The organism is Campylobacter sp. CFSAN093260, assembly GCF_012890095.1.
In the GTDB taxonomy this organism is placed as follows: domain Bacteria; phylum Campylobacterota; class Campylobacteria; order Campylobacterales; family Campylobacteraceae; genus Campylobacter_D; species Campylobacter_D jejuni.
This window is the reverse complement of sequence record NZ_CP040618.1, coordinates 456,119-482,117: the sequence shown is the minus strand read 5'-3', so window position 1 is coordinate 482,117 and position 25,999 is coordinate 456,119. Positions and strand designations below refer to the sequence as shown.

Below are 25,999 nucleotides of genomic sequence, written 5' to 3'. Positions count from 1 at the left end.
TTTATTGTCCTTGTTTGATATTTAAAATTTTAATAGTATCAATAGCCGATTTTAACTGTGCGTCATCATTGATTTGTTTTTGACTGATTAGATTTTTATTGTCTTTATTTTCTTGTTTATCTTCTTTTTTATTTTTATCTATTTTTTCAAGCTCACTTTCTAAATGTTGTTTTAAGTCGCTTTCTTTTATAGAAAAACCATCTTCTTGAGTATTTACTTTACCTGGAAAAACTTCAATATCAGGTTTTACACCCACTGCTTGAATAGTACGTCCGCTTGGAAGATAATATCTTGCGATAGTAAGCCTTAAAGCTTCAGTTTTATTAATAGGTATGATTTGTTGAACACTACCTTTTCCAAAAGTATTTTCACCCACAATAACACCGCGTTTAAGATCTTGTAAAGCTCCACTTACGATTTCACTTGCACTAGCACTTCCACCATTTACAAGCACAACCAAAGAAGCATTAGAAATTTTGTTTTTAGGATCGGCTTTATATTCTTGATTTTCACTTGCGATGCGTCCTTTTTGAGAAACAATAACACCTTTATCTACAAATAAATTTACAAGTCCTATGGCTTGATTTAAAAGTCCACCAGGATTATTTCTAAGATCTAAAATAACTCCTTTAACATTAGGATATTTTTTAAGTTCTTTACTTGCCACATCTACAACATTTTTATCAAAATTTGTAACCCTAAGATAAAGAATGTTTTCATTTTCTATCATTTTTGCATAAACACTTTCTATCTTAATAATTTCTCTTGTAAGTGTAACATCAAAAGGTTTTGTTGTACCTTTTCTAAAAATGGTTAAAGTGATTTGAGTTTTTGGCTTACCACGCATTTTATCTACAGCATCATTGAGATTAATTCCTAAAGTGGCCTTATCATTAATTTTTAAAATAATATCTCCTGATTTTATCCCTGCTTTATCTGCTGGTGTTCCTTCTATAGGAGAAACAACTGTTAAAGCGCCATCTTTCATACCTACGGTTATACCAAGGCCACCAAATTCACCATTGGTGTGAATTTTCATATCATTAAAATCTTTTTCATTTAAAAAAGAAGAATGCGCATCAAGATTGCTTAAAAGTCCTGATAAAGATTTATCCACCAAATTGCTGATATTTTGATCATCCACATAGTATTGCTCTACTATAGCAAGAGTTTTTGTAAGCTTATCTAAAGCTTCTAGGCGTTTTTGAACCTGCTCTTCTTTTTGATCAACTTTAGCTTGTAAATGACTTGTTAAAAATAGACATAAAATAAAAGTAGTGGCAAAGCCTGCAAGACCCGCAAAAAATCGTTTTGTTTTCAAAATAAGCTCCATCATTGAGTTTTAGTTTAATTAGTTTAAAGAGTAAATTTTAATAAAAATTGCTTAAAACTTCGTAAATAAATTTAAATTCTTAAAAATATGTTAAAATAGACTAAAAATTCCAAAAAGAAAGTTAATACAATGTGCCAAGAAAAACATACTCATACACATTCTCAAAAACATCTTAAAGCAGTTTGCAATCGTCTAAGTAGAACCATAGGGCATTTAAGCGCTATTAAAAGAATGGTTGAAAATGACAAAGACTGTAGTGAAATTTTAATCCAGCTTGCTGCCGTAAAAGCCGAAGTTAACAATACTGCAAAAATAGTTTTAAAAGAACATTTAGCTCATTGTATGGTACATGCTATAGAAGAAAATGATATTCAAAGTATAGAAGAATTAAACAAGGCTATAGATATGTTTATGAAATAATCTAAAATTAGTCATTTGTCCTATTATTTAAAAAATTTTACTCAATTAACTTGACATTATATGACTAAAGTTATATAATAGCAAGTATATAAACTAAATAAAGGATAAAACATGGCAAATATACAAGATTTTTTAACTGATAATATGCTTTCAAACCTTGAAAGTGCAGCATCTTTAGCTATACATTCTAAAAATAATGAAGTTGTACCTTTACATCTTTTATGGGCTTTAAGCGTAGATAATGCAAGTATTTTAAATCAAATTTTAAATAAATTAAATATTTCTAAAGAAGCCTTAGAGCTTGAAATTAAAAGCAGAATTTCAAAACTTGCAACGAGTTCAAATGTAAACCGTGAAAATATACGCTTTTCCAATGAACTTATAAATTCATTAGAAAATGCTAAAGGATTAATGAGTGCTAATGGAGATAGTTATTTAAGTGTGGATACTTGGCTTATAAGTGAAAGTCAAAAAAGTCCTATTAAAGAAATTTTGGCGCAATTTTTAGATTTAAGAGAATTTCAAAAAGAGCTTGAAAGTCTAAGAGCGGGACGAAAAATGGATAGCAAAACAAGCGATGAAACTTTAGATAGCTTAAATAAATTTGGTATAGATTTAACCTTAAAGGCAAGCGAGGGTAAACTTGATCCTGTTATAGGCAGAGAAGAAGAAATCGAACGTTTAATGCAAATTTTAATACGCAAAACCAAAAACAACCCTATACTTTTAGGTGAACCAGGCGTAGGAAAAACAGCTATAGTAGAAGCTTTAGCACAAAGAATTATTAAAAAAGATGTTCCAAAATCTTTGCAAAATAAAAAAGTCATCGCTCTTGATATGAGTGCTTTAATTGCAGGTGCAAAATACAGAGGAGAATTTGAAGATAGATTAAAAGCTGTGGTTAATGAAGTGATAAAAAGTGAAAATATCATTCTTTTTATCGATGAAATTCACACTATAGTAGGAGCTGGAGCGAGTGAAGGCAGCATGGATGCGGCAAATATTTTAAAACCTGCTCTTGCAAGAGGTGAACTCCATACCATAGGTGCAACTACTTTAAAAGAATATCGTAAATATTTTGAAAAAGATGCAGCCTTGCAACGCCGTTTTCAACCTGTAAATGTAGGTGAGCCAAGTGTTAATGAGGCTTTGGCTATGTTAAGGGGTATAAAAGAAAAGCTTGAAATTCATCATAATGTAACCATAAATGATAGTGCTTTAGTAGCCGCAGCTAAACTTTCAAAGCGTTATATAACAGATCGTTTTTTACCTGATAAGGCCATTGATTTAATCGATGAAGCTGCAGCTGAACTAAAAATGCAAATTGAAAGCGAACCAAGTTCTTTAAGAAAAGTACGAAAAGATATAGAAACTTTAGAAGTTGAAAATGAAGCTTTAAAAATGGAAAATGATGAAAAAAATCAAAAAAGACTCGATGAAATCGCAAAAGAACTAGCTAATTTAAAAGAAAAACAAAATGCCCTAAATTCACAGTTTGAAAATGAAAAAAGTGTTTTTGATGGCATAAGTGCTAAGAAAAAAGAAATTGATCTGCTTAAAAATGAAGCTTCTTTGGCTAAAGCTAGAGGTGAATTTCAAAAAGCAGCCGAGCTAGAGTATGGAAAAATTCCAAGTCTTGAAAAAGAAGTAGAAATTTTAGAAGATAAATGGAAAAAAATGAGTGAAAATGGAGTTTTACTTAAAAATCAAGTGGATGAGGATTTGGTTGCTGGAATTTTAAGCAAATGGACGGGTATTAGCGTGCAAAAAATGTTAACTTCTGAAAAACAAAAATTCTTAGAAGTGGAAAAACATTTAAAAGAAAGTGTCATAGGACAAGATAAGGCCTTAAGTGCTTTAGCTAGAGCCATTAAACGTAACAAAGCAGGGCTTAATGCGGACAATAAACCTATAGGAAGCTTTTTATTTTTAGGGCCAACAGGGGTAGGAAAAACACAATCGGCCAAAGCTTTGGCAAAATTTTTATTTGATGATGAAAAAGCAATGATTCGCTTTGATATGAGTGAATTTATGGAAAAACATAGTGTTTCAAGACTCTTAGGTGCGCCTCCAGGATATATAGGACATGAAGAAGGTGGAGAGCTTACTGAAGCCGTACGAAGAAAACCTTATAGCGTGCTTTTGTTTGATGAAGTTGAAAAAGCACATAAAGATGTATTTAATGTGCTTTTAGGGATTTTAGATGATGGTAGAGCAACCGATAGTAAAGGTGTAACAGTGGATTTTAAAAATACCATTATCATTTTAACTTCTAATATCGCCTCAAGCGCCATTATGAATTTAAGCGGAAAAGAACAAGAAGATGCGGTAAAAAATGAGTTAAAAAATTTCTTTAAACCTGAGTTTTTAAACCGTTTAGATGATATTATCACCTTTAATCCACTTGGAAAAGATGAAGCTTATGAAATAGTCAAGCTTTTATTTAAAGATTTACAAATGAGCTTAGAAAACAAGGGAATAAAAGCAAGTTTAAGCGAAAATGCAGCCCTTTTAATCGCTAAAGATGGTTTTGACCCTGATTTTGGTGCTAGACCTTTAAGAAGAGCTATTTATGATCTTATAGAAGATAAATTAAGCGATATGATACTTGCTGATGAACTTCATGAAAATGATAGCATTATCATTGATGCAAAAGATGATGAAATAATCATCAAAAAAGCTTAATCATTTTGAAAGTAGATCTTTCTACTTTCAAAATATAATCTCGCTTTCATTAAATTTCATATTTGCTTTTGGTAATGGTGATTTGGTGGTATAATAAGCACTTTCTCCTTTATAATTTCCACGATAAACTCCATTAGGAATGCTAAATTTTCTAGTTGTATCAGGGAATTTTTCTATATATTGAGTTAAAAATTCTCTAAACACAGGAGCAGCTGTTCTAGCCCCACCTTCTGTATAACGCATAGGCTTGTTGTTATCATTTCCATACCAAATGATTGCTTCTATTTCAGGCGTAAGTCCACAAAACCAAGCATCAACACTTTTATTCGTTGTTCCTGTTTTTCCTGCTATTTCTATATCTTTTACTCTTGCATTACGCCCTGTGCCTTTTTCAACAACATTTCTCATCATATCTAAAACCAGAAAACTTTGCGCTTCATCGCTGACTTTACGCTCATTTGAGTTAAATTCCATGATGGTTTTACCGGTTTTATCCTGAACTTGTCTGATAATTTGAGGATCTTTAATCGTACCATAGTTCCCAAACATAGTATAAAATTTCGAATACTCCAAAGGAGAAATACCAAAACTTCCCAATACGATTGATAAATTAGGCGGTATATCTTTAAATCCAAATTCCATTAGTTTAGAGTAAAGAACATCAAGCCCCATATCAAGTGCGAGATTAATGGTAGCTAAATTTCTTGATCTTGTTAAAGCTTCTTTTAAGGTAATTAAACCTAAAAATTTACCCCCTTCATTTTTAGGTTTCCAATCCTCATTATTACCCGCTCCACCTTCAAAAATTCTAGAAATATCAGCAATTTCACTCATAGGCGAATATCCTAAATTAATCGCCACTTGATACACAAAAGGTTTAAAAGAGCTTCCAGGTTGACGCATACTTTGAGTAGCGCGGTTATAATTACTTTTTTCATAATCAACTCCACCTACCAAAGCTAAAACATCACCACTTTGATGATTTACCACGACCATAGCTCCGTTTAAAGTGCTTAAATTTGCATCTTTATCGCGTTTTACTATCTCATCATAACCAAATTTTAAAGCATTCTGTGCCATATTTTGAACATCTAAGTCTATATTTAAAATGATTTTATATCCACCTGTTTTTAAGTCTTTGATATTAGGGCTTAATTGTTTAATCACTTCATCTACGACATAAGGAGCAGCATTTTGAGTAAGCGTATCATCATAAACTTGCGGAATTTCTTTAATGGCTGTATCATAATCTGCTTTTGAAATCCAACCTAGATTATACATTCTTGAAATAACATTATTTGCTCTTGAAATGGAAAGATCTAAATGCTTTGTAGGATCATAACTGCTAGGTGCTTTTGGCATACCTACTAACATAGCAATCTCTTTAAGGCTTAATTCATTTAAATTTTTATGAAAATACCCCAAAGCTGCGGTTTTTACTCCATAATACCCATGTCCAAAAAAAATAAAATTTAAATACCTTTCTAAAATTTGCTCTTTAGTTAAAATGGTTTCCATTTTATAAGCAAGCAAAGCTTCGCGAATTTTACGCGTAATAGTTCTTTCAGGGGTTAATTCCGTGTTTTTAATAAATTGCTGGGTAAGAGTGGAAGCTCCTTCCATGGTTTTTCCACCGCTTTTTATGATTTTTACAGCAGCTCTAAAAATGGCATCGATATTAACTCCATTATGTTCAAAAAAGCTTGTATCTTCTATAGCAACCAAAGCTTCTATAAGGCGTGGAGGAAGCTCTTCATAAGGAGCGTAAAAACGATGTTGTTCAAAAATATTAGCCACAAGCTTGCCATTTCTATCGTAAATTTGTGTTGTAAGAAGAGGTTTGTATTCTTTAAAAGTATAACCCTCAGTATCAGCACTTGTGAAAAGATAAGCCACATAAATAAATCCAGCTATAAACAAAAGAGTAAAAAATGAAAAAATATATTTTAATATTTTCATAAATAAGCCTTTAAAGTTTGGATATCAAGCCCTAAAGCAGTGCTTAGATTTCCTACTTGTTGGGTGATGAAATTTTGATGAAAACCCTCACACATAATACAACCCGCCTTGCCTTTATAAAGATCATTTTCTACATAATCTCTTAAAGCATTTTCATCAAAATTTTTAAAATAAAGCGTAGTTTTTGAAAGAGAAAAAACTCTTTTTTCAGGTTTTACAAGCAAAAAAGCCGATAAAATACTTGCATACTTTCCATTTTGCAAGGCAAGCATTTCATAAGCTTCTTTTTTATCCTTTGCTTTGGTAAGAATTTTTTCATCTATACAAACTATACTATCTGCAAAAAGCAAATTTTGGTTTTGAAAATCTTTGCCTAAAGTACTTAAAAATTGTCTTTCTTTTTCAAGAACTATTTTTTGAACATATAAAAAAGGTGAAATATTTTTATTTAAATTTTCATCATAATCAAAACTAACTTGCCTAAAATCAATCTTTGCGGTTTTAAGCAAGTTAGCTCTTGAAATGGAACTTGAAGCAAGAATTAACATTAAAGTGCTTTTTCTATCGTTTCTAAGCTTTGTTTTAAAGCTTCATTGATTTTGCTTAAATCTTTTCCACCTGCAGTAGCAAAATCATCTCTTCCGCCACCATTTCCACCTAAAATTTGCGCCGCTTCTTTAACCAAAGCTCCTGCTTTTAAAGGCACATCTTTAACGCCAGCTGCTAAAGTGATTTTTTCATCTTTTACTTGGATAAGTAAAATCACCGCTTTAGCAAATTTGTTTTTAAAATCATCAATCATAGCTTTAATATCGCCATTATCTATACGTTTTACGCAAATTTCAACACCTTGGATATTTTTAGAATCAAGCTCGGTTTTACTTGAATTTTTAAGCTCATTTTTTAAACTTAAAATTTCATTTTTAAGCTTTTTAATCCCGCTTAAAATATCATTATTTTTAAGTTCATCTTTTACTTTAGAAAGTTCTTCGAGTTGATTTTTTACAAATTCTAAAGCCGCTTTAGAAACCACAGCTTCAATACGTCTAACTCCAGCACTCACACCACTTTCTTTAACTATGTAAAAACTTCCTATTTGAGCAGTATTTTTAACATGAGTTCCCCCGCAAAGTTCTTTGCTTTCACCTAGAGTTAAAACACGCACATTGCCTTGGTATTTTTCATTAAACAATGCTATAGCACCGCTTTTTTTAGCTTCTTCTAAAGGCATATTTTCTAAGATAGCTTCGCTTGAGTTTATAATCATTTTATTGACTCTTTTTTCAATGCTTTCTAGCTCTTCTTTGTTTAAAGCTTTATGATGAGTAAAATCAAATCTTAGTTTATTGCTTTCAACCAAAGATCCTGCTTGGCTTACATGAGAACCTAAAATTTCTCTTAAAGCATGATGTAAAAGATGAGTGGCTGAGTGGTGGCGTGCGATTTGCTCTCTTTTTTCTGTATCGATTCTTGCATGAACTATATCGTTAACTTTTAGTTCTTCGCCTGCTTTTATAAAGCTAAGATTGAGATTAAAAAACTTTTGCGTATCTAAAACTTCACGCTTAGCTATAAATCCACTATCAGCACTTTGCCCCCCACTTGTTGCATAAAAAGGTGTGTTTTCAAGCATCACCCAACCCGCATCTTTAAGGGTGGAAACTTCTTTAAAATCTTCATCTAAAAGGGCTAAAATTTTACTTTCGCATTCTGCTTTTTCATAACCTACGAAATGATTTTCTCCAAATTTTTCAAGTAAGTTTTTAAAATCTCCGCTTGCAGTTTTATCTCCACTTCCTTTCCAAGAAGCCTTAGCGCGTGCTTTTTGCTCATTCATGAAAAGTTCAAATTTTTCTTCATCAACTTTAAGATTTTTTTCTCTTAGCATATCAGCCGTTAAATCAAGCGGAAAACCATAAGTATCATAAAGCTTAAAGGCTACTTCTCCGCTAAAAATTTCTTTAGTGTTTTTAAGCTCTTCATTAAAAATTTCAATCCCATTTTCTATAGTGCTTAAAAATCTTTCTTCTTCAAGGCGAATTTGTTCTTTTATAAAGTCTTTTTTCTCATTAAGATAGGTATAATGTCCGCCCATTAAATCGCACACAATATCAACTAGTTTATACATAAAAGCTTGTTTAAAACCTAGCAAATATCCATGTCTTAAAGCACGACGCAAAATACGACGCAAAACATAACCTCTACCTTCTTTATCAAAACTTACCCCTTGTGCAAGCAAAAATACACTTGATCTTATATGATCAGCTATGACTCTAAAACTTGCTCCGCTTTCATAAACATAAGTTTTATTACAAAGTTTTGAAATTTCATTGATGATTGGCATAAAAAGCGAGCTATCAAAATTGCTAAATTTACCTTCTTTAATCGCTGTTACCCTTTCAAGCCCCATTCCTGTATCAATGCTTGGCTTTGGCAGTGGGCTAAGCACTCCATCAGCACTTCTTTCGTATTGCATGAAAACAAGATTCCAGATTTCTAAAAATCTATCTCCATCTCCGCCCATATAATCTTCGCTTGAGTTAAAATGCTCTTGTCCTTGGTCATAAAAAATCTCACTACAAGGACCACAAGGACCAGTATCGCCCATTTGCCAGAAGTTATCTTTATCGCCAAATTTGTAAATTCTTTCTTTTTGAATGTGTTTTTGCCATAGATTAAAAGCTTCATCATCGTTTTCATGCACGGTTACATAAAGTCTATCTTTAGGTAGTTTTAAAACTTCAGTTACAAATTCCCAAGCATAAGCTATGGCTTGTTCTTTAAAATAATCCCCAAAACTAAAATTCCCAAGCATTTCAAAAAAAGTATGATGGCGTGCGGTATATCCTACATTATCTAAGTCATTGTGCTTTCCACCCGCTCTTATACAAGTTTGACAGCTTGTTTTGCGTGGAGGGTTTGGGCGTGGAATTTCTCCTGTAAATATACTTTTAAAAGGCACCATACCCGCATTAGTAAAAAGTAAAGTTGCATCATCAGGAACTAAAGGACTTGACGGGGTTATCTCATGTCCTTTTGATGCAAAAAAATCCAAATAAGCTTTTCTAATATCCATGAATTTTCCTAAAGAAATTTTTATAAAAACATATCATACCAAAATTACTTTAAATTAAGTAAAACTAAAATACAATAAACATTTTTATTTAATTTTATTTCTCTAAGGTTTTTTATGAATTTTATCAATCTTCAAGCCCAATATCTCGCATACAAAGATGAAATCAATGCTGAAATTGAAAGCGTTTTATCAAGCTCTTCTTTTATAGGCGGTACAAAGCTTAACGAATTTGAGCAAAATTTAGCTCATTTTTTAGGTGTTAAACACGCTATAGGTTGTTCAAGTGGAACCAGTGCTTTATATCTTGCCTTAAGAACCTTAGATATTGGCAAAGATGATGAAGTTATAGTGCCTAGTTTTACTTTCATAGCAACAGCTGAAGTTGTGGCCTTGGTAGGTGCAAAACCTGTTTTTGTAGATATAAATTTATCAAATTACAATCTTGATTTTGAAGCAGTGCAAAAAGCAATAACTCCAAAAACTAAAGCTGTTATAGTAGTGAGTATGTTTGGACAAATGAGTGATTTAAGGGCTTTAGAAGAAATTTTAAAAGATAAAAATATCACTTTGATCGAAGATGGTGCACAAAGTTTTGGCGCAAGTTTCAAAGGAGAAAAATCCTGCTCTATAGCTAAAATTTCATGCACAAGCTTTTTTCCTTCGAAGCCTTTGGGAGCTTATGGCGATGGCGGGGCTATTTTTTGCCATGATGATGAAATTGCTAAAAAAATAAGAATTTTACTCAATCACGGACAAACTCAGCGTTATAAACATGAATTTATAGGTATAAATGGACGCCTTGACACCTTACAAGCAGCGATTTTAAATGTTAAGTTAAAATACCTAGAAAAAGAATTAGACAAAAGACAAAAATTAGCACAAATTTATAATGCAAATTTAAAAAACTGTCAAATTCCACAAATTAATCCAAATGCTTTTAGCGCTTATGCACAATACAGTGTTTTAGTTGAAGATAGAGCTAGTGTATTGCAAAAATTTGAAAAAGCTAATATACCTTATGCTATACACTATCCAACCCCTTTGCATAAACAACCTTGCTTTAGTGAGTTTTCAAATTTAGAACTTAAAAATTCAGAATACGCAAGCGAACACATCTTATCTTTGCCTTTTTCACCTTTTTTAAGTGAAGAAGAGCAAGAGCAAGTTATTTGTATTTTTAAAGATTGATTCCATGAAAATAGGTATCATAGGCCTTGGAAAAATGGGGCAAAACCACTTAAATGAACTTAGTAAAAATTCTCATTTTAAACTTAATGCACTTTTTGATCTTTGCAAAAATCCAAACCTAAATATTTTTGATGATATTTTTTATGATGATCTGGATAAATTTTTAAATCAAAATAATGATATTATCATCATAGCAACACCTACAAATTCACATTTAACAATAGCAAAAAAAGTTTTTAAACAATGCAAATGCGTTTTAATCGAAAAGCCTTTAGCTCTAAATTTAAAAGAAATAGACGAAATTTCAAATTTAGCTAAAGAATACAGCATAAAAGTAGGTGTAGGTTTTTGCGAAAGATTTAATCCTGCGGTTTTAGCCCTAAAAAAAGAGCTTGAAAATGAAGAAATTATCAGCATTAACATACAAAGATTTTCACCCTACCCACAAAGAATCAGCGATGTAGGGATTTTGCAAGATTTGGCTGTGCATGATCTTGATTTGCTTTGTTTTTTAAGCAAACAAGAAATAACAAAAACCAATTTGCTTAAAAAATACACCCAAGATCAAACAAGAGAAAGTGAAAGCATTATTCTATGTGAGCTTGAAAAATGTATTGCTAGCATACATCAAAGTTGGAATAGCACACAAAAACTAAGAAAAATTCATCTTATTACTAAAAATCATTTTTATGAAGCCAATTTAAATGACTTTTCTTTATTAAAAGATGGAAATTTTATAGAACTTACTCAACAAAGTCCACTTTTTTCAGAACACGAAGCTTTGTTAAAACTTATCGATAATCAACCCAATCATTTAGCCAGCACGAGCGATGCTTACAAAGTTCAAGAAATTTTAGAAAGGTTTGCGTGAAATTAGTTTTATTTTTAAATATGGGCGGAGCTACGAATTTACAAGATTGTGAAGTTTTTTTAAAAAATATGTTTAATGATCCTTATATTTTAGGAATCAAAAATCGATTTTTAAGAAAATTTGTAGCATGGATCATAACAAAGGCTCGCGTTAAAGCCATGCAAGAAAACTATAAAAAAATGGGCGGAAAATCCCCTTTAAACGAACTTACTCAAAGCCTGTGTGACAAGCTTAATTTAAAACAAGATGAATTTAAATTTGATTTTGTAAATCTTTATGTTCCTCCTTTTGCCACAGAAATTTTGCAAAAATACACTTTAAATGCAAGTGATGAAATCATTCTTTTTCCACTTTATCCGCACCATTCTTGCACCACAGTAACTTCATCTTTAGAAGTTCTGCAAAATGAAATTTCAAAGCAAAAAATTCAAGCAAAAGTAAAAACTATAGATATTTTTTACAAAAATGAGCTTTATAACGAGATGATAGTTTCGCACATTTTGGCTAAAAAAAGTAAATTTGATGCCAAAATTTTGATTTTTTCAGCGCATTCTTTACCACAAAGCATTATTGATAAAGGTGATTTATATGAAAAGCATGTAAATGATCATGTAGAAATTTTAAAAGAAAAGCTAAAAGATCATTTTGATGAATTTATTTTAGCTTATCAGTCTAAACTAGGCCCTGTAAAATGGCTTGAACCAAATACAAGCGATGTTTTGGCAAATTTAAACGATAAAGCTCTGATTTACCCTATTTCTTTTTGCATTGATTGTTCTGAAACGATTTTTGAGCTAGGTATGGAGTATAAACATTTAGCAAAGTGCGATTATGATTTAATCACTTGCCCAAATGATAGTGATGAATTTATCCACTTTATTTTAAAGTATTTGTCTGATTTTAATTAAGAATGATTTTGAAGTCCTTGTTTATGATTACAAGGACTTTTTAGTAAAAATTTAGCCAACTAAGCTAAAGTATAAGCTTTTTCTCCGTGCAAACTCACATCTAAGCCTTTTTGCTCTACTTCTTCTTTTACTCTTAAATCTGTAAAACAAGAGATAATCTTAAAAATAACAAAGCTTATAAGAGCTGACAAAACCACACAAATCACAATAGCAAAAATTTGCTCTTTTAAAAGTTCCAAACTTCCGCTGATAAAAAATCCCTCGCCAAGTGCATTTTGGGCAATCACATTAGGATTTACTTTAGCACTTGCAAAAAGCCCTGTGGCAATTCCTCCCCAAATACCTCCGATTCCATGTAAAGAAAAGGCATCTAAAGAATCATCCCATTTGAGTTTGTATTTAATAAAACTTAAACCAAAATAACAAAACACAGAAGACAAAGTCCCTATAACAAGAGAAGCATAAATATCTACATAACCGCAAGCTGGAGTAATTCCCACAAGCCCTGCTACAAGCCCACTAAGTCCACCTAAAATAGTCGGTTTTTTATGGATGAGCCACTCAAGTACCACCCAAGATAAAAAGCCGCAAGCTGCTGATATAATACTTACTATAAAAGCATTGATAGCAACATCATTCATTTCGCCAGCACTTCCAGCATTAAAACCTAACCATCCTATAAAAAGCAAAATCGCACCTAAGAAAGCATAAGGAATAGAATGCGCGTTTTTATCCTCATCATCACTTTTTCTAGCGCCTACCATCAAAGCTCCTACAAGTCCAGCAACCCCAGAGCTAATATGCACAACACCGCCCCCAGCAAAATCAAGACTTCCTCTTTTAAGCAAAAATCCCTCACTGCTCCAAATCATATGTGCTAACACATCATAAACTAAAGTACTCCAAAAAAGTAGAAATATCACCAAAACACCCAGTTTAATTCTTCCCACCAAAGAGCCTGTTATGATGGCAGATGCAATAAGTGCAAACATCATTTGAAAAATCACAAAAAGAATATTTGGAACGCCTGAAGCGTTGTATCCGCTAATACCCTCTAAGAGGAAATTCTCGAAATTTCCTACAAGCCCAAGTCCTTCATCTTTACCAAAAGAAAGACTAAATCCAAGCACTACCCATTGTAAAGTAATAACACCAAAAACAATAAAGCAATTCATTATAGTATTAAGAGTATTTTTACTTCTTACCATACCTGAATAAAACATTGCCAAAGCTGGAGTCATAAGCAAAACTAGCAAAGTACACAACACAATAAAACTTGAATTTATCGCATTCATTTACCTGTCCTTTCTTACAAAAATTTAATTGCGAGATAATTATATTTAAAATGATTTAAAAAAATATAAATTTAAGAAATATTTTATATATTTTTTTTATCAAAATTTATTTTTTTATCTTAAATTACTATAAATAGGTATTTTAAAAAATATTTTACTTCTCTATAATTCAAAATTACTAGCATTAAAATAAAAATTTGAGCCAAGTTAAAAAACAACAAAGATAAAAAGGATTATTACAAGATGATGAAGAAAAAATTTGATTATTTAATAAAATTATCTGATATTAAAAAAGTAATTGCGCTTTAAAATGATCTAAAAGCTCTTCTTTAGCTTTTAAAATATCATCAGTATTTAACTCAAGATCAATCTTATCTGGTTTTTTATAAGTTTTATCATAATACTCCAAAAGCATAACAATAAGCTTTTGCCATTCTTTTCTCTCATAACTTTGAAGCAAATCTTGGCGTAAATTTAAGCTGATATAAGGACTGATTTTTTGCACACATTGTTGAAATTTCAAAGGAGTCATTTTTTCTTGATAAATTTTTTGTATTCTTCTAACGCGATTTTCCAAAGAACAAAAACAATAAATTTTAAAAGCCTTTTGCATTTTTTCATAAAATTTCAAAGGTAAGATAATATCCCCTATTTTGCGACTTTCGCTTTCTATGAAAGCAAAATTTTCTAAATTTTGAATATTGTGAAAAAGTTCTGCTTCAAAAGCTTTTTGCGTAGGTTGTTTTCCTAAAATATCACCAAAAGACGAGCCTAAATGATTTGCCATTTTTTCTAAATTTATAGCTTGTGGGAGTTGTTCTAAAAGCTCTGTTTTTCCACAACCTGTATTACCACAAAGAGCAAAAAAATCAAAATTTATTTCATTTTCGAAATAATGCGTTACAAAAGTTCTATAAGCTTTAAACCCACCTTTTAAACGCACCACCCTAAAGCCAAGCTCACTTAAAATCACTGCGATAGACTTTGAACGCAAACCCCCACGAGAACAATAAATCCCCACCTTTTCTCCTATGCGAAAATTTTGAGTGATTTCTAATATATGCTTAGCGGTATTTTGACAAATATAACTCGCACCCATAGCCTTAGCTAAAGCTTGATTTTTCTTATAAATTGTTCCTATTTCTTGATATTCTTCATCATTGAGTGCATAAAAATTTAAAGCTCCTATCAAGTGAGAATGCAAAAATTCTCTAGGGCTTCTTGCATCGATTAAAAAAGAGAAATTTTCTTTTTGAAACTCTACAAATTCAACTTCACTGAGCATTTTTAAAAGCCAAAACAAGTTTTTGATAAACTTGCTCTATATTAGTGCCACAAACCCTAGTTTCTCCTATGGTTGTGATAAAATTTGTATCTCCTGACCAGCGTGGCACTAGATGATAATGACAATGAAAAGCTATGCCAGCTCCTGCATCCTTGCTTAAATTCATACCGATATTCACTCCATTTGCATGAATTTGCTCTTTTAAAATTTTTACCCCCAAACGCACAAAATAACTCATTTCTTGCCAAATTTCATCACTTAAATTTTCTATATGCTCTTCATGTATATAAGGAATCACCATAAAATGCCCTGCAGAATAAGGATAGCGGTTCATCACTCCAAAACAATGCTTTGCTCTAAAAATCACGCCTAATTCTTCATCGCTTTTGATCTTATTAGCACAATCACAAAATGGACAAATGCTTTTTTCTTTTTCAAAATACTCACTCCGCCATGGTGCATACAAATACTGCATTTTCCCTCCTTAAAGCAAAGCTTTTAAAGCCTTTCCTTCATCTTTTTCGCGCATAAAATATTCGCCGATTAAAAAAGCATCAACGCCTAAATTTTGCAAATGCTCTAAAAATTCTTTATTTTCTAAACCACTTTCTGCGATGATGATTTTTGAATTTGGGATTTGTGGGATAAGTTTTTCGCACAAACTCATATCCATAGTAAAATCCTCTAAATTACGATGATTGATACCAATGATATCCGCTCCAGCAAAAATAGCCTTACTCAAATCCTCTTTATCATGAATTTCAACCAAAGCCTCAAGACCTAAATGTCTTGCAAACTCAAGCAGTTTTTTAAGCTCTTTCATGCTTAGCATTTTAGCGATTAATAATACAAAATCCGCCCCATAAACCAAAGCTTCTAAAATTTGATACTCATCAAAGATAAAATCTTTTCTAAGTAAAGGAATTTGCGTATAACGGCGTATAAGACTTAAGTATTCTAAAGAACCTTTAAAAAAATGCGGCTCAGTTAAAACAGAAATCGCCGCAGCTTTGTTCTTCTCATAATTTAAAGCGATACTCAAAGGATCAAAGTCTTCTCTAATGACTCCCTTGCTAGGGCTTGCTTTTTTTACTTCTGCTATGATTTTAACTTCTTTTTCTACTCTTTTTAAAGCCTTAATCACATCTTTTGGAAAGAAAGGATTTGAAGCTAAAGAACGCCCTAACATATCATAAGGAAGTTTTAGTTTGCGTTCTTTTAAATCTTCTTTTGTTTTTTCAAAAATTTTATCCAATATCATGGTTTTATACACGCCTTTATCGCTTTTATATGAGCTTTGCTCTCATCAGAATTTGCAAATTCTTTATCATCTAATGTTTGTTTTAAAATTTCCCATGCTTGCTTACAATCGCCTAGTTTATAATACCCCCAAGCTAAAGAATCTAAATAATACAAATTCTGTGGATCTTTTTCTAAGGCAAGTTTCACAAGCTCTATACCTTTTTTAACATCTAAATCATAATCTATAAGCAAATATCCATAGTAGTTTAAATACAAAGCATTGCTATCTTTATCGATAGCCTGTTCGAATTTTTCTTTTACAGAATCAATTACTTTTGGAGTGATTTTTTTAGCTTCATTTGCAGCTTCAAATTCAAAAACTGCCGCTCGTAGAAGATATTCTTTATTTTTTGTTTTATGATAAAGAGCTAAACTCATTTTTTTAGCATCATCAAAGCGTTTTAAATTCTGATACAAAGCGAGTTTAATGTCATCATCTAAATCATACTGCAAAGAAATTTTTAAAGCTTCTTCTGTTTTGCCTTGAGAATTTAAAAGCTCAACTAAAGCCAATACAAAACTTTTATTTTTGGTAAGTTGATAAAGCTCTTTATATATACTTTTTAAAGCTTCGATATTTTTTTCATCAAAATAAATTTTAGCAAGCAAGACGCAAGTTTTGAGAGTGCAACCATTGGTTTTTCTTGAAAATTCTAAAACATTTTTAATATTTAAAGTATCATTCAAAATCGCATAAATTCCTATGAGTTTAAATAAAATTTCTTCATTTTGCACTTGATTATAAGCAGATCTATAGTATTTTGTAGCATTTTTTAAATCATTTTTTTTAACCAAAATATCACCATAAAGCTCTAAATTTCTAGGATCACTATCCTTTTTTGTTAAAAGCTCTTTCATAAGTTTTTGAGCATTGTTGATATCATTTGAATTTAAAGCATAAAGAGCACTAAGTCGCTTAAGATTGTCATTTTGATTTAAATAAGGCTTTGCTAGATTATCTAACTCTGCTTGCTTGTCAAGATTGTTTGCTAAAGTAAGTAAAAATGCATTTTCTAAAAAATTAGTATTATTATAATCTTGATAAAGACTTAAAAATTCATCTCTGGCTTCTTTGTATTGTTTATAATACTCATAATTATAAGCCTTCATAACCCTTAAATCAAAATCATTGCTTTTATATTTTGTATAATCAGGATAAACAACATTGATTTTTGAACTTCCACAAGCTGCCAAAAAAAAGGCTGCTAAGACAAATAACAAATACCTATACATTCTTTTTCTAATTCCTTTTGATGTGTTTTAAAATATTCCCAAAATGGAAAAGTTCTGCATTGTTTTGGACGAAAATCGTAGATACTACAATTTCTTTTTTGAGTATCAAAAAAAATGCAAGCAAAACCATCTTCACATTCGACTTCCTTAAAACTCATTTTAAAGCCCACTTTTCTCAAGTATTTTTCAGCAAATTCTTTGCTTTCTAAATTTAAATGCTTTCTTAATGCTTCTAATTCTTCCTTGCTCGCAAAAATATTGCCACTTTCTCCAGTGCAACACTTTCCACCGCATTTCTCACAAGCATTTTCATCAAAAGCATAAGAAAAATTTTTATCAAATATCATAACTTTTTAACCTAAATCTTAAGTGAATTTCTTGCATTTGTTTGCTTAAAATTTCATTTTCATATACAAAAAAAGGAGGTAAAATCTCACAAGGCGATTTTGAACCTTTTTTTACCTGTATCAAAACAAGTCTTGCTTTTTTGTTTTGATGTGTATGTACAAAGCAAAGCTTTGTTATTTTCATTTTCATATCTTTTAAAATAAAACAAATTTCATCTAAAGCTAAAGCTTCATAGCAAAAATACAAAGCACCATTTGGCTTAAGCATAGAATTTGTTTTAGCTAAAAAGCTATGCAAGGGTAAAAATTCCTGAAATTTACTTATAGCTTTATGCTGATCTTCACTCTTGTAAGCTCCTTGTCTATAAAATGGAGGATTGCAGACTATGAAGTCAAATTTTTTTATGATTTGAAATTGATTAAAATCATCATGAAAAATATCGCCTTGTATTTTGTTGGATTTTAAATTTTTTTCAATCAATTTTATATTTTCTTTTTGAATATCAATCAAAGATAAACTTAAATTTGCAATATTTTTTTTAAGTAAAATACCTATGATACCACAGCCCGCACCTACATCAAAAACAGCGCCTTTAATTCCTTGTTTTAAAATAAAATCAGCTAAAATTAAAGAATCACTATTGTAACGATACCCTTGTGATAATTGTGCTAGCGTAATCAGATCTGACATATATTTTAATGCGTTGGAATTTTAATGCGTTTTGGAGATTGTTCTTTAAATATATTTCGTTCTTTTGTTATATTATTATCTTCTTTAAAATTTACTGGGCTTTGTGCTGCCAAAAAAGAAATTACAAAAGTTATAAAAAAAGCAATTTTTATCATAATAACACCCCATAAAATGGTGTCCACGGCGAGATTCGAACTCACGGCCTCAAAATTAGGAATTTTGCGCTCTATCCTGCTGAGCTACGAGGACAGAAAGCGGGAAAAATCCCGCTAAAAATTTAACCGTTTCTTTTTTTGATGATTTCATCCGCAACATTTTTAGGAACTTCATCATAGTGATCAAATTCCATAGAATAAGTCGCACGACCTTGAGTTTGACTTCTAAGATCAGTAGAATAACCAAACATTTCAGCCAAAGGACAAAATGCTGTGATGATTTTATTTCCACCACGCTCATCCATGCTATTTACTTGACCACGGCGTTTGTTAAGATCTCCAATAACATCACCCATGTAATCTTCAGGAGTTTCTACTTCAACTTTCATCATAGGCTCTAAGATCACAGCACCTGCTTTTCTAGCACCTTCTTTAAAGCCCATAGAAGCAGCAAGTTTAAACGCCATCTCAGATGAATCCACCTCGTGATAACTTCCATCATAAACAGTTACTTTAACATCTTCCACAGGATAACCTGCTAAAACACCATTTTGTAATGCTTCTTGAACACCTTTATCAACCGCAGGAATGTATTCTTTTGGAATTACTCCACCTTTGATATCATTAACAAATTCATATCCACTACCTGGCTCAAGTGGTTCAAGGCGTAAGAATACATGTCCATACTGACCACGACCACCTGATTGTTTAGCGTATTTGTATTCTTGTTCAACAGTTTTTCTAATAGTTTCGCGATAAGCAACTTGTGGTTGACCTACTTCAGCTTCAACTTTAAATTCACGAAGCATTCTATCAACGATAATTTCAAGGTGTAACTCACCCATACCTGAAATGATAGTTTGGCCACTTTCTTCATCTGTAGAAACTCTAAAACTTGGATCTTCTTGTGCTAATTTATTTAAAGCAATAGACATTTTTTCTTGATCTGCTTTAGTTTTTGGCTCAACTGCAACAGAAATAACTGGATCTGGAAAATCCATTCTTTCAAGGATTACCTTATCTTTTTCACTTACAAGAGTATCCCCTGTTAAAGTATCTTTAAGTCCTACAACAGCACCAATTTCGCCTGCGTAAAGCACTTTAATCTCTTCTCTTTTGTTAGAGTGCATTTTTAACAAACGACCAATTCTTTCTTTTTTATCTTTAGTTGAGTTATAAGCATAAGAACCACTTTCTAAACAACCGCGATAAACACGCACGAAAGTAAGTTGTCCTACAAATGGATCTGTCATAATTTTAAATGCAAGTCCTGCAAACTCGCCATCATCAGTTGATTTTACAGAAACTTCTGTGCCATCTTCATATTCACCCTTGATATTTGCCACTTCATCAGGAGCTGGTAAATAAGCCACAACAGCATCAAGTAAAGGTTGAACCCCTTTATTTTTAAACGCTGTACCGCAAAGCATAGGAACGATAGAAAGACTTAAACATCCTGCTTTAATCCCTGTTTTAATCTCTTCAAGGCTTAATTCTTCTCCGCCTAAATATTTTTCCATCAACTCATCTGAAGTTTCAGAAACTGCTTCTATCATTTTTGTGCGATATTCTTCTGCCTTTTCTTTAAGTTCAGCTGGAATTTCTTTTTCTACATAATCCGTTGGCTTAGTATCATCTTCCCAAACTAAAGCTTTCATAGTTACAAGATCGATTACGCCTTTAAAATTATCCTCAGCACCGATTGGAATTTGAAGTGGAACTGGATTAGCTTTTAAACGGTTGCGAATTTGATCTTCTACATTGTAGAAATTTGCACCGATTCTATCCATTTTGTTTACAAATACTATTCTTGGAACACCATATTTATTTGCTTGTCTCCAAACTGTTTCACTTTGAGGCTGCACCCCACCCACTGAACAAAATACCGCAACAGCACCATCAAGAACACGCATAGATCTTTCAACTTCAATTGTAAAATCCACGTGGCCTGGAGTGTCAATAAGATTGATTTGATGATCTTTCCAAAAACAAGTTGTAGCCGCAGAAGTGATAGTAATCCCGCGCTCTTTCTCTTGTTCCATCCAGTCCATAGTTGCAGCACCATCATGAACTTCACCGATTTTATGACTCATACCTGTAAAGAAAAGAATTCTTTCAGATGTAGTCGTTTTACCCGCATCAATGTGAGCAGCAATACCGATATTTCTAACTTTTTTTAAAGGAGTACTTCTTGACATACACACTCCTTCTTACCAACGATAGTGAGCAAATGCTTTATTTGCTTCAGCCATTTTATAAGTATCTTCTTTCTTCTTAAATGAAGCACCTTTGCTATTTGCTGCATCTAAAAGCTCAGCTGCAAGTTTATCAATCATAGTTCTTTCGCTTCTTTTTCTTGCAAAAGAAATAATCCAACGAATCGCCAAAGCTTGTTGTCTAGCAGGACGAACTTCAACTGGAACTTGATAAGTTGCACCACCTACACGACGAGATTTTACTTCTAATAAAGGCTTAATATTTTCAATCGCATCATTAAAAATATCAATACCTTTTTTCTCGCCACCTTTTTTATCAATAGCTTCCAAAGCACCATACATAATTGTTGTAGCTGTGCTTTTTTTACCATCATACATTAAAGAATTAATAAATTTTGTGATTACTTTATTACCATAAATCGGATCAGGCAAGACTTCTCTTACCGGAGCTTTTCTTCTTCTCATTATTTTTCCTTCAAATTTTAAATTTTACTCAAACAAAATCAAATCTAACGGATTTGTCTGTATGAATGATTATTTTGCAGCGCCTGCTTTAGGACGTTTAGCACCATATTTAGAACGAGAAACTGTTCTTTTTGCAACACCTGCTGTATCAAGAGCACCACGAACGATGTGATATTTAACCCCTGGTAAGTCTTTTACCCTACCACCACGCACTAAAACAATGCTGTGTTCTTGCAAGTTATGACCTTCACCGCCGATATAGCTGATCACTTCAAAGCCACTAGTAAGTCTTACTTTGGCAACTTTTCTTAACGCTGAGTTTGGTTTTTTAGGTGTTGTAGTATAAACCCTAGTGCAAACTCCCCTTCTTTGTGGACAATTTTTAAGCGCTGGAGATTTAGATTTTTCTAAAACTTTTTTGCGCTCTTTTCTAACCAATTGATTTATGGTAGGCACAATAATTCCTTTCTTTAAAAATGTAATAAACTTTGGATGATATCTAAAATTTACTTACAAAAATATAAACTAGAAATAATTTAAATGCTTTTAAAAATTTTTATAAAATAAACCTACATAATTTACATTAATATTTATAAAACATAAACTAATTTTTAATTATTGTTTTACTTATAAAAATAATCTTACTCATTTTAGATAAAATGAAAAATTCCAAAATTGATTTTAAGAAATTACTAAAAAAGTGTTTAATCCATAGTTATAAAGCATCATACTTGATTCCAAGATTATAATAACTCCTATCTAAAAATTTAGATAGGATAAAAATCATTGTTTATTAGTATTATACTGCAAATATACCACATGGGTAGCTAAATATTCTTCAAGACCATGTTTTCCATCAGCTCCGCCTATGCCACTTTTTCTAAAGCCTGCATGAAAACCTTGCATAGCCTCAAAATTTTCACGATTAATATAAGTTTCACCAAATTTAATTTCTCTGCTAGCTCTCATTGCTATATCTAAATTTTGTGTATAAATAGAACTTGTAAGACCATATTCACAATCATTTGCCATATCAATAGCTTCATCAAGTGTATCAAATTTAGCAATAGGTAAAATCGGAGCAAAAATTTCTTTTTGCATGATCTCATCTTCGTGTTTAACATTAGTAAGAACGCTTGCAGGAAAATAATATCCACTTGTATCGGTGATTTTTCCACCACATTCTACAACTGCTCCTTTATCCGTGGCTCTTTGAAGCATTGCTAAAGCATTATCAACCCCTGCTTGATTGACCAATGGTCCCATATCAAAATCACCTTTTAAGGTATTTCCAACACTTACCTTACTCATGGCTTTTACAAATTTATCTACAAATTCATCATAAATGCTTGTATGCACATAAGCTCTTTCGGCACAATTACAAACCTGTCCATTATTGCAAATTCGACTTGCCTTAATCGCTTCTACTGCCAAATCAATATCCGCATCTTTACACACTATAGCAGGAGCTTTTCCGCCAAGTTCTAAAGAAACCTTTATGATATTTTTAGCTGCAGCTTCCATTACTCTAGCCCCTGCTTCAACACTTCCTGTAAGACTTACCATGCCTATATTTTCATTGCTTGATAATTCATATCCTACTACACTACCTTTACCTGCAACCAAATTAAACACACCTTTTGGTAAAGAACTTTGCGAAACAAGTTTTGCAAATTCAAAAGCATTGTTTGGAGTTTCACTACTTGGCTTTATCACTATGGTATTTCCTGTTAGTAAAGCAGGTGCCATCTTCCTTGCGATTAAGAAAAATGGAAAATTCCAAGGTAAAATTCCACCAATTACCCCAATAGCACTTTTATATAAATATATATGCTCATTAGCTCTATCGCTTTGTATGATTTCACCTTCATATCTTCTAGCCCATTCGGCCGTATAATCCATATAATCTGCTGTAAAATTAACCTCCACGCTGGCTAAAGCTCTAGTTTTTCCTTGCTCTTGCATTAAAATTTCTGTTAAGAAATTAGCATTTTTGCGTATTAAACTAACTATTTCTCTTAAATGATTTGCTCTCTCAATTGCTGGCTTAGTCTCCCAAGATTTTTGTGCTTTTTTGGCTGCTTCAATCGCTCTTTTGGCATCTTCTAAAGAAGCACTCGCTACTTTTGAAATTACTTCTTTAGTAGCTGGATTTAAAACTTCGATAAAATCCCCATTATGTGGGATAAATTCTCCATCAATATAATTTAAATAAGTTGTCATTTTTTCTCCTTTTTTAGTCTAAGTGAAACACTTCTTCCATATTTAGCCACTTTTGTCCTGCATAACCTAAAGATATTTGGCAAGGATCTGTTACTTTCCACCATTTTTGCGTGTTTTCATCTCTTGCCATCTTAGCCATATCTGCTTCAAAATCAGCACCCACATATTCAAAATATGCAAATAAATATTCTCCAAACAAATAAATGGAATAATTTTGTATATTGCATTCCTTAATCATCTCACAAACCCCTTCATAAGGCTTTGCATGAAGATTTTTATATTTTTGTATCTTCTCTTTTTTTATCTTTATGATTTGACCGTATCTTTGCATTCATTCTCCTTTATAAATTGATAAAGCATTTTTATAAAATATCAAGTCCAAATCTTTAAAAACCTTACTTTGCATAATCAACTCAATCCATTGCTTTGGAAACAAATTAGACACTGGATAATTACTGCCAAATATAAACTTATCCTCGCTAAAATTTTCTTTTAAAAAAGCAAAAAGTTCAAAAATAAATTCCTTAGGAGTTTCTTGTGAAAAATCATCAGGAGTAGAAAGCTTGATATATAAATTTGGAAATTTTTTCAAAAGATTTAAATCTTTTTTGTATTCATTTAAACGATTTATTTTTGGACTTCCTAGATGATTTAAAACTACTTTTAAATTTGAATTTTTATTTAAAAAATTTTCCAAAAAACTGAGTTCTTCATTTTTCATACAAGCTTCAAAAGGTATATTAAAAGTTTTTAAAATTTCTATTTTTTCTTCAAAATCTACTTCAAACAATCTTTTAGCTCCTTTTTTGCTTACATGCATTACTTCTCTAAAAGAACTAAGCTCTTCTTTATGCTTAAAATCCGCTAAACAAAACAAAAGATTATGAAGCTTTTTTTGCTCCAAAGCAAACAAAGCTTCCTTTTCTAAATCATCACTATTAACCTCAACATACATAGCACCTATAAATTCAAATTCTTTATATTCTTGTTTCATCCTAAAAAAATCATAATTTTGCTCTAATTTTTCATCGTCTTTTATCCATGAAATAGGTATTTTTCCCAAATCCCAAAGGTGCAGATGAGCATCAAAAATCTTTTGCATTTTTTCTCACTTTTGAACCTATAAAGCCATACCAAGCCACATATAAAAACAAAGGTGCCATTGCTAAATACCCAGTGCCTGTACCATAATGATCATTAATAAAGCCTATAATTATAGGCATAATCGCACCACCTACTATACTCATCACAAGCAAAGATCCGCCTAGTTTTACTTGATTTAAAGGTAAATTTTTTGTTGCTACCGCAAAAATAGTAGGAAAAGAAATAGACATAAAGAAAAATAAAGCTATTAAAAGCACTATGCTAAAAAACCCGCTAGCAAAATATAAACTAAGACATATAAGCACATTGATTAGAGAATAAAATCCTAAAATTTTTTCACCTTTGATTATCTTCATCAAAGGAGTAGAAACAATGCGTCCTAACATAAATGCAACCAAAGCTATAGAAAAATAATAAGCACCTTGCGCATCTTTTAAACCTTCATTATGTTCCACAACATAATTGATAAAAAAAGCTCCTGCTGCAACTTGATTGGCTATATACAAAAACTGCGCTAAAAGCCCTAAGTTAAAATGTCTGTGTTTAAAAACATATATGGGCTTAGAATCATCTTTTTGCTTATAATCATCACTTACCGCACTTCCTTCTGGAAGCTTATTTGCAACAAAAGCAATTAAAATCAAAATAACAATGACAGCAATTCCTATATAAACAAGCTGGACATTTCCCATATTAGCTACCAATGCAGCCTCGATTTGCTCTTTACTCGCACCCTCTTCTTGTTTAGTAATAGATAAAAATAAAGCTCCGCCTATAATAGGTCCTACAAATTGCCCCAAACCATTAAAACTTTGCGCAGCATTGATTCTAAAACTCGCATTTTTTTCATCACCAAGCTTTGTCATGTAGGGATTTGCACTAGTTTCTAAAGAACCAATACCACAAGCTAAAATAAAAAACGCAAACAAAAACAAATGAAAAGAAGCCAAATTTGTAGCAGGTATAATAAGCAAAGCTCCTATAGCATAAAGAGCTAAGCCAAAAATGATTCCCATTTTATAAGAAAATCTATTGGCTATATAACCTGCGGGTAAGGCTATGATAAAATAAGCACCAAAATAAGCAAACTGTAAAAAGCCACTTTCATGCTGGCTAATATGAAGATGATTTTGAAAATTTTTATTCATCACATCAATAAGTCCATAGCTTACTCCCCATAAAAAGAAAAGAGAAGTTACCAAAACAATAGCTATTTTTATATTTTTAGAATCAGTCATTTTTT

Annotated in this window: 24 protein-coding genes and 1 tRNA gene; 5 read left to right on the top strand and 20 right to left on the bottom strand. The window is 31.7% G+C overall.

Translation table 11 applies throughout. The annotated features are described in order from the left end of the window. Position 1: 1 nt before the first annotated feature. A complete protein-coding gene (locus FBF22_RS02500) occupies positions 2–1,336 on the bottom strand; it encodes a S41 family peptidase (RefSeq protein WP_002884543.1) in 1,335 nt (444 codons plus the stop codon). Between the two features lie 126 nt (positions 1,337–1,462). Here FBF22_RS02500 and FBF22_RS02495 point away from each other — a divergent pair, with 126 nt between their 5' ends. Both FBF22_RS02495 and FBF22_RS02490 read left to right on the top strand, forming a co-directional pair. After that, positions 1,463–1,753 (top strand): metal-sensing transcriptional repressor, encoded by a 291-nt coding sequence (locus FBF22_RS02495; RefSeq protein ID WP_002884545.1) that lies wholly within the window; start codon positions 1,463–1,465, stop codon positions 1,751–1,753. Between the two features lie 111 nt (positions 1,754–1,864). Further along, on the top strand, positions 1,865–4,438 hold the full coding sequence (locus FBF22_RS02490) for an AAA family ATPase (protein ID WP_032590777.1): 2,574 nt from the start codon (positions 1,865–1,867) through the stop codon (positions 4,436–4,438). 27 nt (positions 4,439–4,465) lie between these two features. Here FBF22_RS02490 and FBF22_RS02485 read toward each other — a convergent pair whose 3' ends face one another. Genes FBF22_RS02485 through alaS form a run of 3 tightly spaced genes read right to left on the bottom strand, consistent with a single transcriptional unit; the run spans position 4,466 to position 9,473 of the window. Further along, positions 4,466–6,397: a penicillin-binding protein 1A gene (locus FBF22_RS02485; RefSeq protein ID WP_002885707.1), complete on the bottom strand. Its 1,932-nt coding sequence runs from the start codon at positions 6,395–6,397 to the stop codon at positions 4,466–4,468. Further along, positions 6,394–6,945: a septum formation inhibitor Maf gene (gene maf / locus FBF22_RS02480; RefSeq protein ID WP_002855005.1), complete on the bottom strand. Its 552-nt coding sequence runs from the start codon at positions 6,943–6,945 to the stop codon at positions 6,394–6,396. The genes FBF22_RS02485 and maf overlap by 4 nt, the downstream gene beginning before the upstream one ends. Continuing rightward, positions 6,945–9,473 carry an alanine--tRNA ligase gene (gene alaS / locus FBF22_RS02475; protein WP_002859051.1) on the bottom strand — a complete coding sequence of 843 codons (2,529 nt, stop codon included), beginning with the start codon at positions 9,471–9,473 and terminating at the stop codon, positions 6,945–6,947. Before alaS ends, maf begins: the two co-directional genes overlap by 1 nt. Positions 9,474–9,587: 114 nt before the next feature. Between alaS and FBF22_RS02470 the strand changes: the two genes are divergently transcribed. The 3 genes from FBF22_RS02470 to hemH are packed head-to-tail and all read left to right on the top strand — an operon-like array spanning position 9,588 to position 12,440. Further along, positions 9,588–10,661: a DegT/DnrJ/EryC1/StrS aminotransferase family protein gene (locus FBF22_RS02470; RefSeq protein ID WP_002867665.1), complete on the top strand. Its 1,074-nt coding sequence runs from the start codon at positions 9,588–9,590 to the stop codon at positions 10,659–10,661. A gap of 4 nt (positions 10,662–10,665) precedes the next feature. Further along, positions 10,666–11,532 carry a Gfo/Idh/MocA family oxidoreductase gene (locus FBF22_RS02465; RefSeq protein ID WP_002859910.1) on the top strand — a complete coding sequence of 289 codons (867 nt, stop codon included), beginning with the start codon at positions 10,666–10,668 and terminating at the stop codon, positions 11,530–11,532. After that, positions 11,529–12,440, top strand: a complete 912-nt coding sequence (gene hemH / locus FBF22_RS02460; RefSeq protein ID WP_002859048.1) for a ferrochelatase — start codon at positions 11,529–11,531, stop codon at positions 12,438–12,440. The genes FBF22_RS02465 and hemH overlap by 4 nt, the downstream gene beginning before the upstream one ends. A 59-nt stretch (positions 12,441–12,499) precedes the next feature. Here the strand turns inward: hemH and FBF22_RS02455 are convergent, their stop codons facing one another. The 16 genes from FBF22_RS02455 to fucP all read right to left on the bottom strand — a co-directional run bounded on the left by FBF22_RS02455 (position 12,500) and on the right by fucP (position 25,994). Next, the gene (locus FBF22_RS02455) at positions 12,500–13,735 is read right to left on the bottom strand and encodes an ammonium transporter (protein WP_002855055.1); all 1,236 of its coding nucleotides are present in this window, start codon (positions 13,733–13,735) and stop codon (positions 12,500–12,502) included. A 286-nt stretch (positions 13,736–14,021) separates the two neighbouring features. Next, positions 14,022–15,020 carry a tRNA 2-selenouridine(34) synthase MnmH gene (gene mnmH, locus FBF22_RS02450; RefSeq protein ID WP_002854897.1) on the bottom strand — a complete coding sequence of 333 codons (999 nt, stop codon included), beginning with the start codon at positions 15,018–15,020 and terminating at the stop codon, positions 14,022–14,024. Then, positions 15,010–15,495 carry an HIT domain-containing protein gene (locus tag FBF22_RS02445; RefSeq protein ID WP_002854919.1) on the bottom strand — a complete coding sequence of 162 codons (486 nt, stop codon included), beginning with the start codon at positions 15,493–15,495 and terminating at the stop codon, positions 15,010–15,012. Before FBF22_RS02445 ends, mnmH begins: the two co-directional genes overlap by 11 nt. Positions 15,496–15,504: 9 nt before the next feature. Then, on the bottom strand, positions 15,505–16,281 hold the full coding sequence (gene trpC, locus FBF22_RS02440) for an indole-3-glycerol phosphate synthase TrpC (protein WP_002854779.1): 777 nt from the start codon (positions 16,279–16,281) through the stop codon (positions 15,505–15,507). After that, positions 16,278–17,555 (bottom strand): lipoprotein, encoded by a 1,278-nt coding sequence (locus FBF22_RS02435; protein WP_002855132.1) that lies wholly within the window; start codon positions 17,553–17,555, stop codon positions 16,278–16,280. The genes trpC and FBF22_RS02435 overlap by 4 nt, the downstream gene beginning before the upstream one ends. Then, positions 17,528–17,902, bottom strand: a complete 375-nt coding sequence (locus FBF22_RS02430) for a YkgJ family cysteine cluster protein (RefSeq protein ID WP_002855009.1) — start codon at positions 17,900–17,902, stop codon at positions 17,528–17,530. Before FBF22_RS02430 ends, FBF22_RS02435 begins: the two co-directional genes overlap by 28 nt. Then, positions 17,892–18,593 (bottom strand): tRNA1(Val) (adenine(37)-N6)-methyltransferase, encoded by a 702-nt coding sequence (locus tag FBF22_RS02425; protein WP_002854777.1) that lies wholly within the window; start codon positions 18,591–18,593, stop codon positions 17,892–17,894. Before FBF22_RS02425 ends, FBF22_RS02430 begins: the two co-directional genes overlap by 11 nt. 5 nt (positions 18,594–18,598) lie before the next feature. Next, complete coding sequence (locus FBF22_RS02420) at positions 18,599–18,748, bottom strand: hypothetical protein (RefSeq protein WP_002854981.1); 150 nt, start codon at positions 18,746–18,748, stop codon at positions 18,599–18,601. A 17-nt stretch (positions 18,749–18,765) separates the two neighbouring features. Beyond that, positions 18,766–18,842: transfer RNA gene (locus tag FBF22_RS02415), tRNA-Arg, on the bottom strand. 28 nt (positions 18,843–18,870) lie between these two features. Next, positions 18,871–20,946: an elongation factor G gene (gene fusA / locus FBF22_RS02410; protein WP_002797112.1), complete on the bottom strand. Its 2,076-nt coding sequence runs from the start codon at positions 20,944–20,946 to the stop codon at positions 18,871–18,873. 12 nt (positions 20,947–20,958) lie between these two features. Next, a complete protein-coding gene (rpsG, locus tag FBF22_RS02405; RefSeq protein WP_002779471.1) occupies positions 20,959–21,429 on the bottom strand; it encodes a 30S ribosomal protein S7 in 471 nt (156 codons plus the stop codon). Between the two features lie 69 nt (positions 21,430–21,498). After that, positions 21,499–21,885: a 30S ribosomal protein S12 gene (gene rpsL / locus FBF22_RS02400; RefSeq protein ID WP_002782934.1), complete on the bottom strand. Its 387-nt coding sequence runs from the start codon at positions 21,883–21,885 to the stop codon at positions 21,499–21,501. A gap of 327 nt (positions 21,886–22,212) precedes the next feature. Beyond that, positions 22,213–23,652: an aldehyde dehydrogenase gene (gene aldA, locus FBF22_RS02395; protein WP_165433254.1), complete on the bottom strand. Its 1,440-nt coding sequence runs from the start codon at positions 23,650–23,652 to the stop codon at positions 22,213–22,215. A 13-nt stretch (positions 23,653–23,665) separates the two neighbouring features. Beyond that, positions 23,666–23,983, bottom strand: a complete 318-nt coding sequence (locus FBF22_RS02390) for an L-rhamnose mutarotase (protein ID WP_002825110.1) — start codon at positions 23,981–23,983, stop codon at positions 23,666–23,668. Further along, positions 23,984–24,754, bottom strand: coding sequence for an amidohydrolase (locus tag FBF22_RS02385; RefSeq protein ID WP_002884857.1), 771 nt, complete (start codon positions 24,752–24,754; stop codon positions 23,984–23,986). Further along, on the bottom strand, positions 24,738–25,994 hold the full coding sequence (gene fucP / locus FBF22_RS02380) for an L-fucose:H+ symporter permease (RefSeq protein WP_002874343.1): 1,257 nt from the start codon (positions 25,992–25,994) through the stop codon (positions 24,738–24,740). The genes FBF22_RS02385 and fucP overlap by 17 nt, the downstream gene beginning before the upstream one ends. Positions 25,995–25,999: the final 5 nt, after the last annotated feature.